This is a genomic window from Ulvibacter antarcticus (assembly GCF_003688405.1).
Taxonomy (GTDB): Bacteria; Bacteroidota; Bacteroidia; order Flavobacteriales; family Flavobacteriaceae; genus Ulvibacter; species Ulvibacter antarcticus.
In genome coordinates, this window is the sequence record NZ_REFC01000019.1 from 17,369 (window position 1) to 31,997 (window position 14,629).

Sequence of the window (14,629 nt, forward strand, 5' to 3'; positions counted from 1 at the left end):
CAAGAACTTCTTACGGGTTTCTTCTTACTTCTTTCATTATCTTTGAAAAAACATTTTTCCGATGACTTCTACTGAAACGGTTATTCTTGATAAAAAACAGATCGCTCATAAATTAAAACGTATTGCCTATCAGATTTATGAAACTAATGTCGATGAAAAGGAGGTGATCATAGCAGGAATAAAGGAGAATGGTTTTTTGGTTGCAAAAAAGCTTAAAACTGCACTCGAAAAAATTTCACCTATAAAAGTTCAATTGTGCGAGGTCATTATCAATAAGAAATCGCCTACTTCGCCAATAACTACTTCATTAAAGCCTGAAGCTTATACAAACAAATCGGTTGTACTTGTAGACGATGTTCTTCATTCCGGAACGACATTAATATATGGAGTGAAACATTTTCTTGATGTTCCTTTGAAACAGTTTAAAACCGCGGTACTGGTAGATAGAAATCACAAAAAATACCCTGTGAAAGCAGATTTTAAAGGAATTTCATTGTCGACTTCCCTTAATGAAAATGTATCTGTAATCTTTGAGAAAAATAACGATAGAGCAGTCTTAGAATAATCTAACTACTATTGCTTCAGAGATTTCCTGAGGTGATTGTTGATCTGTATCAACTACTATTTCGGCTTTATTGTAGTAGAATACTCTCTCGAACAAATGCTTCCGAATAAAATCATTTAATAATTGTTCATTTTCTAAGTGTGAAATGAGTGGACGATGATTTCTTTCTAAAAAAAGTCGCTCGCTCAAAACAGCATTTGAAGTCTTCAAATAAACTGTAACACATTTTTCTTCGGAAATTAAAAAATCCATGCTATCCCCGTAACAAGGTGTTCCTCCTCCGGTAGCTAAAACAATTTTTTCTTCACTTCTCACTAGTTCCTTTAAGTACTGATTTTCCTTTTTTCTGAAATATATCTCTCCTTTTTCAGAAAACAATTGGCTCACCGACATCTCTTCCGAAGCTTCTATAAAATCATCAAGATCGACAAAAGCATAATTTAGCTTGGAAGCCAATTCTCTACCTACTGAAGTCTTTCCGCTTCCCATATACCCAACTAAAACTACTTTCATTTTTACATTTTAATATTCAAATTGATCATTCTTTGAAAGAATCGCCTTCCAAATGTCGTAATAATTTAATACTTCCAGAGGATACTTTTTATAAAAACAATAGGCATTTCAGAAAAAAAACAAGCTTAATCCCTTATTTCCAAAGCGATTCAAAATAATCCAAAAATTTTATTTAAAATAGCTTGGAAAAATAAATTTAATGATAGTATATTTGCACCCGCCTAGCAGGATATTTAATACTGCAAATTGGTCAGAATAAATTGCTTTTTAAGCATGACCTGGTAGCTCAGTTGGTAGAGCACCTCCCTTTTAAGGAGGTGGTCCTGGGTTCGAGCCCCAGCCAGGTCACTTTTAAGATATAGCCCGATGTAATTCATCGGGTTTTTTTATGCTTAATTTTGATGGTGAGAAGTTTATGCCGAGCGTAGTCGAGGTGAGCCCCAGCCAGGTCACTTTTAAGATATAACCCGATGTAATTCATCGGGTTTTTTTATGCATAAATTTGATGGCGAGAAGTTTATGCCGAGCGCAGTCGAGGTGAGCCCCAGCCAGGTCACTTTTAAGATATAACCCGATGTAATTCATCGGGTTTTTTTATGCATAAATTTGATGGCGAGAAGTTTATGCCGAGCGCAGTCGAGGTGAGCCCCAGCCAGGTCACTTTTAAGATATAACCCGATGTAATTCATCGGGTTTTTTTATGCATAAATTTGATGGCGAGAAGTTTATGCCGAGCGCAGCCGAGGGGAGCCCCAGCCAGGTCACTTTTAAGATATAGCCCGATGTAATTCATCGGGTTTTTTTATGCATAATTTTGATGGCGAGAAGTTTACGCCGAGCGTAGTCGAGGTGAGCCCCAGCCAGGTCACAAAAACATTTACTGTTTACAACAAAAACCTGCTAATCTTTTGATTGGCAGGTTTTTGCCTTTGTAGTGAGATGACCAATTTGCTATTAATTGAGAACCAACATTTTTTTAGTTTTTGACCTACCATTCTGCAATACGGTGCAAAAATACATCCCATTTCCAATATCTAATCCATCAAAAGCTATTGAATAGTTGCTACCGGTTTCTACATCGGGTTCAATCTTTTTTATAACTCTGCCTTGTTCATCTCTAATTATTACTTGTATAGGACCATCTTCAGTAAGGCAAAGGTTAAGTTTTATTACACTGCCTCTCAAAATTTTAAAATATTCTATACCACAATGCTTTTCTGAATAATCCTGCAACGAAAGAGTGCCTTCTTGTGAAAAAATTTCCGTCTCAAAAAGATAGTCGGTTTGAAACCCTGAAGCACAGATTAATTTTGACGTATTCCCAATAAAAACTGATCCACTGTTACCTGTTACCCAAGATGTAGGTTTTGATGCTAATTGATGCCAAATATCGGTGTCGGGATTATAGAAATATGTCTCATCTGAATAGGTGTTAAAAGTATTGTCGGTGCTTCCGCCTGTCATGATTATACCATCCCTCCATGTTTGTGCTTCAAAAAAAGTTCTGGTTTGCCCGGGAAAAGGAGTTTTTTCTTCCCAAGTAATTATTGATCGATCATTCGCATCAATGGTCCCAACCCATACTGTATTCCAATAATTAGTAGACATAAAGTTGTCGCTTCCACACATATAAACGAGTTTGTTCCCGTTAATGGCAAAACCTCCCCAGCTTATACTACTGCCCGGCGGCAACATAGGTGTCGCTTCCCGCCAACGATTGTAATTGCTGTTATACAAATACGTTTTGTGTTGATACCCCCCAACCACATAAATCAAACTGTCTTGATAAGCCACTGCTCTTGCATCCACAATAGCTCGAGGAAAATCTGCTGCCAAGGACCAGCTGTTGGTAGCAATATTATATTTACGCACAGTTTTTATAGCATTTCCTGGTGTAGTTAGGAGTCCGCCAATAGTATAAATGGTATCTTTTAATACTGCTATAGACCCTCCTAAAAGTTGAGTGGGCGGGGGAGCAACATTCGTCCAAGTATTGGTACTAACCTGATATCGCTGTGTAATTGGTGTAATGATACCATCCTGATTCCTTCCAGAAACCATAAAAAGATAACCATCTCCATCTTTGCTATAGCCTATTGTTTGCCCGGCACGTATTCGCTCTGGAATATCGGCACCCGAGTTCCATTGTGCATGTATATTTGGAAATGTGAGTAAAATAAATACAAGGAGAAATAGTAGTTTTTTCATGATGTTTGATTTAGAATTCATCTAAAATTAATTCATAATTAAGCCACTAATTTCAAACCGTTACAGACACACTTTATTCATCAATAGAAACCATTTTTTTTCCTACGAACGGTTATTCTTTACATAAATTCATCGAAAACGGTCGTTGGTAGATTCAAATTGGTTGTTTGTAGCAATTTCTGAAAAATTAAAGTGCAATACCTTATTTTTATGCAATGCAAAAAAGATGGGTAAAACATGTTTTCTTTTGGCTGGCATATCATTCTTTTGAAGTCTATACAGACTTTTTATGGATGTTGAACCAATACAATTTATCTGTTTGGGAAGCCTTCAAAATGTCCTTTATAGCTGAAACCATAATCCTTTTGGCAATTAAGCTGCCGATGGTTTATATCATGTTTCATTTTTTGTCGAAGTATACTGTCGAAAGACCTAATCGGTGGAAGTTGATTTTTTCGCTTAGTGCAGTACTTATTTTATTTAGCATTTTGGCGCAACTCATTATAGTTTATCTGTTTTTGCCTACCATTTACAAGGACGTCGATATAGTGGAAACCCTTGCTTTTCAAGGAATAATAAATTCGTTTATGGACAAAGTGTTCATCGCCTGCCTGGCAATAGCTTTGAAACAAATGTCTAATAGCCAAAGGCTTCGTGAACGAGAAGATTTGTTAATAAAGGAAAAATTGAAAACTGAATTAAACCTGCTAAAGTCACAAATTAACCCACATTTTTTATTCAACACCTTGAATAACATTTATTCCTTAGCAAGAAAGAAATCGGATAAAACTCCGGAAGTAGTTCTAAAACTTTCAAAATTACTACGTTTTGTGATGTATGAAACGAAGCTTCAGTATATTTCTATTGAGAAAGAACTGGATTTTTTAAAAGATTATATCGAATTACACAAAATTCGTTATGACGATAGGCTAACCATAGATTTTAAATATGAATTGGATGATCTGAATGCCCAAATAATGCCGCATATTTTGACTCCTTTTGTGGAAAACGCTTTTAAACACGGTGCAAGCCAATCTACCGATGCTATCTTAATAACGATTGAACTGAAGCTTTTTCAAAATCAATTGGAATATAGCGTGGAAAACTCTTTCGAGCCAAGTACTGTAGAATATGAAGAAAATGGCATTGGATTAAAAAATTTACACAGGCAATTGGAGTTAATGTATCGGGTGTATAAGCTTCAGACTAATAAAGAAAACCATAAATACATTGCTAAACTTTCATTGGATTTAAACCAAAAGATATGACCATTAGATGCATCGTTGTAGAAGATGAACCACTGGCCACTGAGGTCATGGTAGATTTCATAAACCAGGTACCATTTTTAAAACTAGAGAATTGCTGTTCAGATGCCATTGCCGCTATGAACATATTAAATGAAAAGAAAATTGACTTAATATTTCTCGATATACATTTGCCGAAACTAAAGGGGTTAGATTTTTTAAGCACTTTGAAAAACCCTCCAATGATAATTCTTACCACTGCCTATCATGAATTTGCATTAAAAAGTTATGATTATAATGTGCTGGACTATCTTTTAAAACCCATTGAATTTAGTCGATTTATGGTGGCCGTTCAAAAAGCTGCAAACCAAATGAACAAAGATCTCATTCCTTCCGAAGAAATAAATAACGAAGGATTGTTTTTCACCGTGAACAAAAAGAAAGCACGCATTGCTTTTCATTCTATAATCTATATTGAAAGTCAGCGGGAGAACATAAAAATTGTAACTGAAACGAACATAATACAAACTCGTTTTGCAATCAGTGAGTTGGAAAAACAGTTACCCGACAGTTTTCTTCGTATCCATCGTTCTTACATCGTAGCCGTACCCAAGATAGATTTTGTAGATGCTCAGGAAATCGAAATACGCGGAAAACATTTACCTATCGGCCGTAGCTACAAAAATAACGTACATGCCGCTTTAGGTCTTAAATAAAAATATAAATTCAAGGAAATATACGAGTCCGAAATATGCCAACTCATAGTCTTTCAATCAAGTAAGTTCTGCATAAGATAAATCCTTAGGTTTCACATTTTTTTTTACCTTTGCGCCTGCTTCGGTTTAACCGTTAATCGCATTAAGTATCCACCCGGGTGCTGGAATTGGTAGACAGGCATGGTTGAGGGCCATGTGTCCTTTAGGGCGTGTGGGTTCAAGTCCCATTCCGGGTACTCTTTTTAAATAACAACCCCATATTTTTTACCCCTTATGAGATTTTTAAACATTACTTTTTTTATTATTTGTGCCTTTTCAGTTCTGAGCTGTGACAAATCAGCTTCAGACGAATTTGAAGAAGCAAATGGAGATATTACTCCTAGATATTTGTCTTCGATATCTATCGTTTCTGCTCAAAATTCCAACGAAAATAAAAATGTAAATTTCTCTTACGATGCGAATGGCAAATTAAGTAGTGTGAGCGATGGTACCGATAACAGTTTATTTGTATACGAAAACGGTAGTTTAACCAATATTACTGGGCAAAATGACAATCTTACAATTGCCGAACTTTATGAATCTCCTTACGATTCGTATGATATTGGCGCTGTAGAAAGTTACGACAGCAATGGAAACCCTACTCGCATCATTTATCTGTATGAGGAATATAATTATACTACTAGCAGCTATGAGATATTTGAACATACTGCAGATATAAGCTACGAAACTACGCACAACCCATTTTTCTTCACGATGCAAGCGGCCGGAATCATTGAAGTGCTGGACGGTGTAGATTTTAATCTAGGCCTTAACCCTCAATCGGCTCAATTAGTGCAAGCCAGAGCGTTGTTGCCAGTAAATAATCCTTCGGAAGTAGTCTATCGTGATGAAAATGGAACCGTATTGCAAACAGTGGTAACCGATTATGTATATAATTCAGACAATTACCCTACTTCGGCTTCTGTGACGGCTACCGTTCTCGAAACAAATGAAGTCAAAATCTACACCGCCAATATTCAATACACAAATTAGAAAGCACTAGGAAATAACTATAAAGGTCTAATTTTAGGTCTTTTAGTCTGAATGTATCAAACATGAATATCTTTTTAGTACCTTGACCCTTTAAATATTTCTTATAATAGTATGAGCGTCAAAACACAATTCAGCATTCGCGATCTGGAAAATTTAAGCGGTGTAAAAGCACATACTATACGAATTTGGGAAAAACGGTATCGATTACTGAAGCCGGAAAGAACCGAAACTAATATTCGCTATTACGATCTTAACAGCTTAAAGCGACTTCTCAATGTTAGCTTCCTGTACAAAGATGGATACAAAATTTCGCGAATAGCAGAATTAGACGAGTCGGAAATAAAATCATTGATTAAGGAAAAGTCCGAATTAAACCAGGATGTTTATGCTCTCAATGCTTTTAAAACAGCAATGTTCGATTTTGACGAGCAGCTATTCTCTAAAACCTATCTGGAACTCAGTCTTAAAAAATCGTTCAAAGAAATTTTTCACGAAGTTTTTATACCCCTACTTTCCGAAATAGGAACCCTCTGGCAAACTAGTACTATTGACCCTTGCCATGAAAGTTTTATTTCAGAATTGGTAAAAAGGAAAGTAATTATCAATATCGATCTTCAGATTCAGAATTTTAAGAAGTCTGGTGATATGCAGTTTGCATTGTTTCTACCCTATTCTGAAATTCATGAAATCGGACTATTGTTTTGCCACTTCGAAATTTTATCGGCCGGATTTAACGCCATTTATTTAGGCGCAAATATTCCATTGGAGAGCCTTAAAAATCTGAAGCAAAAAGACCCGGATATTACCTTCGTTTCGTATGTAACCATGCATCCGGAAGGTAAAAGCATCTATGATTACATTTCAGAATACAAAGCACAGCTCTGTGATGAAAAAATATGTAATTTGTGGTTATTAGGTAGTAAAGTGCAACAAATAGATTTGGAATCTATTCCTTCCGAAGTAATGATCATCCCTAGTCTTGAGCAACTTAGCTTAAAATTGAATACCCTAAAAAAATACTAAAATTTCACATTACTCTTATTATTGTTTAATTTTATTATAATATTGTTAAACAAAATGAGTAAACGCATCGCCATTATCGGATCGGGATTTTCATCTCTCGCTGCTGCATCCTATCTTGCAAAGGACGGATATAGTGTGACTATTTTTGAAAAGAACAGTAGCATTGGTGGTCGTGCACGTCAGCTTCAGAAGGAAGGATTCACTTTCGATATGGGACCTTCCTGGTATTGGATGCCCGATGTTTTTGAACGTTTTTTCAATGACTTCGGAAAAAAGCCTTCAGATTATTACGAACTAATTAAACTCAATCCTGCCTATAAAGTGTACTTCGGTAGAGATGATTCGATTGCGATTGGAGATTCCCTTCAGAAAATATACGCCACATTTGAAGATGTAGAGGTCGGAAGCGCTAAAAAACTCAAGAAATTTATCGATAAGGCGGCACATAATTACGAGATCGCGATTAAAGATTTGGTATATCGACCCGGCGTATCCCCACTGGAATTGGTGACTGTAGAAACATTTAAAAAGCTGGGACAATTCTTTAGTACAATCAGTAAAGAAGTACGGAAAGAATTCAGTAATCCGAAGCTAATTTCAATTCTGGAATTCCCTGTCTTATTTTTGGGAGCAAAAGCTTCAAACACTCCTGCATTTTACAGTTTTATGAATTACGCAGATTTCGGACTTGGAACATTTCACCCTAAAGGCGGTATGTTTAGCGTCGTTAAAGCAATGGGAGATCTGGCCGAAAGTCTCGGGGTAGCTATTAAAACAGATGCAGCTGTTGAAGAAATTAGCATCGATAACAAGACTGCCACGGGAGTTGTTATCGACGGAAAATACCACGCCTTCGATATTGTATTAAGTGGTGCCGATTACCATCATACGGAAACGCTATTGCCGCAAAAATTTCGTCAGTATTCTGAAGCTTATTGGGAGAAAAAAGTATTTGCACCTTCATCTCTGCTATTCTATGTCGGTTTTGACAAAAAGATAGAAAATGTGGCACATCATGCGCTCTTTTTTGATGTAGATTTTGAAGCACATGCCAGTGCAATTTACGATCATCCGGCCTGGCCTGAAGATCCATTGTTCTATGCAAGTTTTACCTCTAAAACGGACAAAACAGTAGCTCCTTACGGAAAAGAAAGTGGCGTTTTTCTTATTCCCTTAGCGCCTGGGCTTGAAGATACCGCTGAGCTAAGAGAGACATACTTTAACAAAATCATGGATCGTTTCGAACAAATAACAAACCAAAATGTTAGAAATTCCGTTATCTTTAAGGAGGCATTTTGTGTAAATGACTTTGAGGAAGCTTATAATTCCTATAAAGGAAATGCTTATGGTTTAGCGAATACCTTGATGCAGACTGCTTTTTTAAGACCCAATCTTAAAAGTAGTAAAGTCCGTAATTTATTTTTCACCGGGCAATTAACAGTTCCCGGCCCGGGAGTACCTCCGGCATTAATTTCAGGAAAATTAGCAGCAGGATTAATCGCAAAAAAAACTAACTAAAAGTGAAAGAACTATTCGACATCGTATCCCGCAATTGCAGTAAGCAAATTACCAGCACCTATAGCACCTCTTTTTCTATGGCGACTAAAATGCTGGCACCCAGTATTCGCCAAGATATTCACAACGTGTATGGTTTTGTGAGACTAGCAGATGAGATCGTGGATTCCTTTCATGATTACAACAAAGAACAACTTTTCGATCGATTAGAGCGTGATCTTGAGACTGCCCTAGCAGAGGGAATTAGTATAAATCCTATTCTGAATTCCTTTCAACAAACGGTTCATGACTACGATATAGATCGAGGTCTTATTGATACATTTTTAAAAAGTATGCGAATGGATCTCACTAAATCAGATTATCACACCGAAGCTGAATTTAAAGAGTACATATACGGATCGGCAGATGTTGTGGGACTCATGTGCTTAAAAGTATTTGTGAAGGGTGATTCTGAAAAGTTTGAAGCACTTAAAGATTCGGCAATGCATTTGGGATCTGCATTTCAGAAAGTGAACTTCTTAAGAGATTTAAAGGAAGATTTTGAAGGTTTAAATCGTTCATATTTCCCGCACACCAACCTCGCCGAATTAGATGAAGAATCGAAAGACCTTATCATTAAAGACATAGAAGAAGATTTCAGAAAAGGATATTTCGGCATCCTTCAGTTACCAACAGAGGCGAAATTTGGTGTCTTTATCGCCTATCGTTATTACAAACGATTATTACGAAAATTACAGCAAACGCCGGCAATCGAAATCAAGAACGCCCGTATTCGTGTTCCGAATTACGAGAAATTCGGATTGCTTACCCGAAGCTATGTGAAATATCAATTGAATCTGGTGAAGTGAATTTGAGATTTGAGACGTAAGAAACGAGAAGGTCACTTCGAGTGATTTTTGATGACCAGCGGGAATTAAAAATAGTATCGAGAAGGAGTGATTTTTGATGACCAGCGGGAATTAAAAATAGTATCGAGAAGGAGTGATTTTTAAGTAAAGAAGTAAAAACAAAAAAGTACCTTACAATAACCATGAGCATTGCAATTTGGATATTAATATTTGTCAGCACCTTTGGCGTCATGGAATTTATGGCATGGTTTACTCATAAATTTGTGATGCATGGTTTTCTTTGGAATTTACACAAGGACCATCATCACAAGAATCATGGTAGTTGGTGGGAACGCAATGATTTTTTCTTCCTTTTTTACGCTGCCGTAAGCATAGGCTGTTTTATAGGTTGGAGCTACCATGGATTTTGGGCAGGATTACCAATAGGTCTAGGAATATTTTGTTATGGCCTTGCGTACTTTTTTGTGCATGATATATTTATCCACCAGCGTTTTAAATTATTCCGAAATGCAAATAATTGGTATGCGAGAGGGATACGAAGAGCGCATAAAATGCATCATAAACATCTTGGAAAGCAAGAAGGGGAATGTTTTGGCATGCTTTTACCTCCTTTGAAATACTTCAAAAAATAAGGTATGGAATATTTGTACCTGCTACTGGACCTAGGCTCTATATCTGTTCCGTTGCTATTTAGTTTCCATCCGAAGCTTCCATTTTATAAAAAATGGAGGTCATTATTTCCGGCCATACTGTGCATGATGCTTTTCTTTATTCCCTGGGACATCCTTTTCACGGTAAATGGTTTTTGGGGCTTCAATGACACCTATCTCACGGGAGTAGAATTGCTTCACCTTCCTATAGAAGAATGGTTATTTTTTATCTGCATTCCTTATGCATGTTTGTTTACACATTATGCACTACAGTATTTTTTTCCGAAGCCTTTACTTTCAGAAAAAACGACAAATATTATATATATATTACTCATTACCGGCTTAATAATTGGGCTGCTTTACTATTATGAACGGTGGTATACAGTAGTGAATTTTGGATATGCCCTTCTCATTCTGGGACTGGTTTACAATAAAAACAGGGCCCAACTACGCAGTTTTTTTCCAACTTTTATTTTTATTCTCATTCCCTTTTTCATTATAAACGGAATACTTACGGGAAGCTGGATCGAAGCCCCTGTGGTTTGGTATAATGCTTCGGAAAATATTGGAATTCGCTTATTAACGATCCCTGTTGAAGACATTATTTACGCTTTGAGCATGCTTCTCACTGTGCTTGCATTGACCGAATATTTTGAATCCTTTTTCAGAAAAACAAAATAGATTGAAAAATATTAGTTAGATTTATAGGTACCGAAATTGTTAATTTCGACACATCTTCTCCCCTATTTTAATCTCTTCGGAAGGGTTTTCAACTTACTTCCACTACTATCATGAATATTAAATTTGAACCGATTACTCATAAGGGAAAGGCATGTATTGCCGTTAGATTTTCGTATAATTCTGCTTTGAAAACTTATCTGAAGCAATTCCCAGACATTACATTTAGCAAGACTTTTGGATGTTTTTACATCATAAACAAGGATAAGAATGGACATAAACTTTTTAACTATTTAAAAAAGAGAAATTATAATGTAGACTATTCGTCATTTCAGATCAAAACCGCTGAACCTAATGTCAAATCGAGTCCGAAATCAGCCTCACTACCAGAATTACATCCTTCCCGAAAACCGACGTTCACGAATTACGTACACTATCTGGAGGGCAAGAGATACAGCAAAAGTACGATTACTGTTTATAGCGGGTTTGTATTTGAATTTCTGCGGTATACCAATAGCAAAGATGTAAATGATCTAACAGAAGATGATGTGCGACTTTTTATTGAATGGGCGGTTCGAAGTCGGCATTATTCGATTAGTACGCACCGGCAGTTGGTAAGTGCCATCAAGCATTTTGCTGTTTTTTATCCTGATTGTAAGATTGATGAAAGCCAATTAACAAGACCTAATAAGGATATAAAATTACCTTCCGTATTGAGTCAGGAAGAGATAATTGATCTATTGCGAGTTACCAAAAATCTTAAGCATCGCACCGTTTTGGCCCTGTTATATTCGGCAGGTTTACGAATTGGCGAATTGATAGATTTACGACTTAACTGCTTTGATTTTGACCGGCGACAGCTGTTCATTAGAAGTGGAAAAGGCCGAAAAGACCGTGTAGTTTTGATTGCGGAGAGTTTTCTACCATTATTCCGCAATTATTTTATGAGTTACGGTCCAAAAGTATTCTTTGTAGAAAACCCATCGGGAGGAAGATACAGTGCTGCCAGCGTTCGGAAATTTTTAAAAAATAGTTGTAGATTAGCACAGATTAACAAATATGTAAGTCCGCACACCTTACGGCATAGTTATGCGACACATTTATTAGAGAACGGTACAGATTTGCGGTACATACAAGCCCTTTTGGGGCACAGTAAACCTGAGACGACGATGATTTACACTCATGTAGCGAAGCGTGATTTAATGGCAATTCACAGTCCGTTAGACACTGCTTTGCGCGAACTATCTCAGCGGGATAATGTGCAACAAAAAGTACTGTTATCCGGAAATTTATAATGGATATAACTACTTTTGGTAAGAATATAACAAGTTCTACGCAATTAAAACCAAACGAAATGCAAATGACACCAAATATTGAAGTTACAAGCCTAATAAAACCGATTTTAGACGGATTCAAGGCGATTAATAATGAATGGGACAGTTTTTTTGAGATTGGACTTACAGATTATTTGCATTCCCAAACAGATAAATACTACTTCACAAATACTTTTTTACACAGAAGTGAAAAGGTTAGATTTGGGAATATCTATTATCCCATAAAAGCAACTTATAAAAATTTAACTACCAACTTTGAAAAGTTAGATGATTTATTTGCAGAGTATAATAACATCACGATAGTTGGTTCTGCTGGAAGTGGAAAAACTACTTTGATTAAACACATATTTTTACAAACTATTAAAGACTCTAAGAGAATACCTATTCTTATTGAGTTAAGAAACTTAAATGATTTTAAAGGAGATTTAGAAAAATTAATAACTGAAAAAATTCTAAAATCGAAAGTAAAACCTAGTGATGGTATTTTTAAACGAACATTAGAGAGTGGAGATTTTTTGTTTTTATTAGATGGATATGACGAAATATTTTCAGATAAAAAGCAAGAAATAAATCGTCAAATTGAGCTATTTGTAGATTCATATTCCAAAAACAAATTTTTAATTACAACAAGACCTGGAAGTGGTATAGAAAGTTTTCCAAGATTTTATGATTTTAAGGTCTGTCCATTAGATGATGACGATGTTATCGGGTTTATATCCAAGATAGTAGATGAAGGAGAGAGAAAAGATCGAATTAAAAAAATTGTTTTAGACCCGAAGAACAAGAATTACTATGAATTTTTAAGAAATCCACTATTACTTTCTATGTTTATAATGGCGTTTGAAAATCATCCCGAAATTCCTAAAAGAAAAAGCGCATTTTACAGAAATGTCTATGACACTCTTTATTCAAGGCACGATGGAGTTACTAAGAATAGTTTCCCTCGTGAAAAAATGACAGGTTTACAAAGAGATGACTTTGAGGGTATTTTGGCCATATTTTCCTATTTAACATTAATTGAAGGTCAATATTCATTTACGAATGAATATTTAACCGACATTCTGGATAAAGTAAAATCCTCGTCTGATTACGATTATAATACCGAAAGTCTAATTTATGATTTAAGAACATCAATTTCCATTTTAATCTTAGATGGTTTTGAGTATTTCTTCCCTCATCGTTCAATACAAGAGTATTTTACCGCCTTATTTATTAATAAATTACCAACCGATAAAAAACATAAAGCATACCAGAATTTATCCAAAGTTCTTGAAGAATCAAGTACTGATTACAGTTTTAATTTTTGGAGCTTATGTTTTGAGATGGATGAAACAATATTTATATCGAACTTCCTAATTCCACAATTAAAAAAAATCCACAAACCTTTAGAAGACAAAAAAGGAGAAGAATTAGTTGTATCTTATTTCAAGATTATAAATCCGACACTCTGGAAAAGAGATTATGATAAAAAAGGTGAAAAAACTTTAAGAATTTTAAGACACGCAAACTTTCAAAATGCAATATTAGATTTTTGCGAAATCTATGATTACTCTGATATTTGGTTTTTTCCAGAAAAGAACAATTGTGAAAAAGGTTTTGTTAAACTTTACGACAAGCAAGTTAAAGAAATTAAAGGTGATGTTAAAAGACCACCAACTTTAGTCAAAAATAAAGAAATGTTAAATTTTCTTTTGGAAAATGGAATTGATAAAGTTGTGGAGGAAATTAGGAGTAAAATCGATAAAAAGATTATGAATTGGGATATGACAATTAAAAAGAAAAAATCTAACATTGACGATTTATTAAGCAGAGAATAACTGCGTAGAACACCGTATAATAATCATGGCTTTTGGGCTGCAAAGTACTATGTTTACTACAAATATTTGACTATATTGGTTTCTGAAAAATCGAGGAAGCTTGCCCTTCTGAGTCTCACGCAGCTCCGAATAATTGGAACTAAGAAGAGAAATGAAGTACTGTCGCTGCTTCAAGCCGCACGCTGCGCCAAGCGCCACGATTATTATACAAACCCGTTGTGCTTCATTATTTGGAAATACAATTGAGTAATTATCATATCTTTAGAGAAACTAACCTCTAATGATAAAATTCTTCCGAAAAATTCGCCAAAAGATGCTGACCGAAAATAAATTCAGTAAATATCTGATTTATGCAATTGGCGAAATTGCGCTTGTCGTTATTGGGATTTTGATCGCATTGAGTTTAAATAATTGGAATCAAAAAAAATCAGAACGTAATAGTGAGACGCAATACATTTTTTCATTGATTGAAGATGCAAAAACTGA

The 14,629-nt window shown here is 35.6% G+C and carries 14 protein-coding genes and 2 tRNA genes; 14 read left to right on the top strand and 2 right to left on the bottom strand.

The genetic code is table 11. The features are described from left to right. Positions 1-61: 61 nt before the first annotated feature. Positions 62-565, top strand: a complete 504-nt coding sequence (locus tag BXY75_RS16915) for a phosphoribosyltransferase family protein (protein ID WP_121908963.1) — start codon at positions 62-64, stop codon at positions 563-565. On the opposite strand, the gene BXY75_RS16920 is transcribed toward BXY75_RS16915, so the two are convergent. Continuing rightward, positions 557-1,078 (bottom strand): shikimate kinase, encoded by a 522-nt coding sequence (locus tag BXY75_RS16920; RefSeq protein ID WP_121908964.1) that lies wholly within the window; start codon positions 1,076-1,078, stop codon positions 557-559. The two genes, BXY75_RS16915 and BXY75_RS16920, sit on opposite strands and share 9 nt — an antisense overlap. Before the next feature lie 275 nt (positions 1,079-1,353). Between BXY75_RS16920 and BXY75_RS16925 the strand changes: the two genes are divergently transcribed. Next, positions 1,354-1,426, top strand: a tRNA-Lys gene (locus BXY75_RS16925). 606 nt (positions 1,427-2,032) lie between these two features. Here the strand turns inward: BXY75_RS16925 and BXY75_RS16930 are convergent. Beyond that, positions 2,033-3,286 (bottom strand): kelch repeat-containing protein, encoded by a 1,254-nt coding sequence (locus BXY75_RS16930; RefSeq protein WP_170152920.1) that lies wholly within the window; start codon positions 3,284-3,286, stop codon positions 2,033-2,035. Positions 3,287-3,501: 215 nt separating this feature from the next. Between BXY75_RS16930 and BXY75_RS16935 the strand changes: the two genes are divergently transcribed. From BXY75_RS16935 to BXY75_RS17225, 12 genes are all read left to right on the top strand, one after another. Further along, positions 3,502-4,554 (top strand): sensor histidine kinase, encoded by a 1,053-nt coding sequence (locus BXY75_RS16935; protein WP_121908966.1) that lies wholly within the window; start codon positions 3,502-3,504, stop codon positions 4,552-4,554. Further along, entirely contained in the window at positions 4,551-5,246 is a 696-nt protein-coding gene (locus BXY75_RS16940) for a LytR/AlgR family response regulator transcription factor (RefSeq protein WP_121908967.1), read from the top strand. Before BXY75_RS16935 ends, BXY75_RS16940 begins: the two co-directional genes overlap by 4 nt. A gap of 152 nt (positions 5,247-5,398) precedes the next feature. Further along, positions 5,399-5,482, top strand: a tRNA-Leu gene (locus BXY75_RS16945). A 37-nt stretch (positions 5,483-5,519) separates the two neighbouring features. Continuing rightward, on the top strand, positions 5,520-6,278 hold the full coding sequence (locus BXY75_RS16950) for a hypothetical protein (protein WP_121908968.1): 759 nt from the start codon (positions 5,520-5,522) through the stop codon (positions 6,276-6,278). Between the two features lie 111 nt (positions 6,279-6,389). Beyond that, the gene (locus BXY75_RS16955) at positions 6,390-7,301 is read left to right on the top strand and encodes a MerR family transcriptional regulator (RefSeq protein ID WP_121908969.1); all 912 of its coding nucleotides are present in this window, start codon (positions 6,390-6,392) and stop codon (positions 7,299-7,301) included. Between the two features lie 54 nt (positions 7,302-7,355). Further along, positions 7,356-8,819 carry a phytoene desaturase family protein gene (locus BXY75_RS16960; RefSeq protein ID WP_121908970.1) on the top strand — a complete coding sequence of 488 codons (1,464 nt, stop codon included), beginning with the start codon at positions 7,356-7,358 and terminating at the stop codon, positions 8,817-8,819. 2 nt (positions 8,820-8,821) lie between these two features. Next, positions 8,822-9,664 (top strand): phytoene/squalene synthase family protein, encoded by an 843-nt coding sequence (locus BXY75_RS16965; RefSeq protein ID WP_121908971.1) that lies wholly within the window; start codon positions 8,822-8,824, stop codon positions 9,662-9,664. Positions 9,665-9,846: 182 nt separating this feature from the next. Then, positions 9,847-10,296, top strand: coding sequence for a sterol desaturase family protein (locus tag BXY75_RS16970; RefSeq protein ID WP_121908972.1), 450 nt, complete (start codon positions 9,847-9,849; stop codon positions 10,294-10,296). Positions 10,297-10,299: 3 nt separating this feature from the next. Continuing rightward, on the top strand, positions 10,300-10,995 hold the full coding sequence (locus BXY75_RS16975) for a lycopene cyclase domain-containing protein (protein WP_121908973.1): 696 nt from the start codon (positions 10,300-10,302) through the stop codon (positions 10,993-10,995). A gap of 110 nt (positions 10,996-11,105) precedes the next feature. Continuing rightward, on the top strand, positions 11,106-12,287 hold the full coding sequence (locus tag BXY75_RS16980) for a tyrosine-type recombinase/integrase (protein WP_121908974.1): 1,182 nt from the start codon (positions 11,106-11,108) through the stop codon (positions 12,285-12,287). Between the two features lie 65 nt (positions 12,288-12,352). Further along, complete coding sequence (locus BXY75_RS16985) at positions 12,353-14,143, top strand: NACHT domain-containing protein (protein ID WP_211331841.1); 1,791 nt, start codon at positions 12,353-12,355, stop codon at positions 14,141-14,143. A 280-nt stretch (positions 14,144-14,423) separates the two neighbouring features. After that, positions 14,424-14,629, top strand: a 206-nt coding sequence (locus BXY75_RS17225; protein ID WP_245963005.1) for a DUF6090 family protein, incomplete at its 3' end; no start/stop codon positions are given.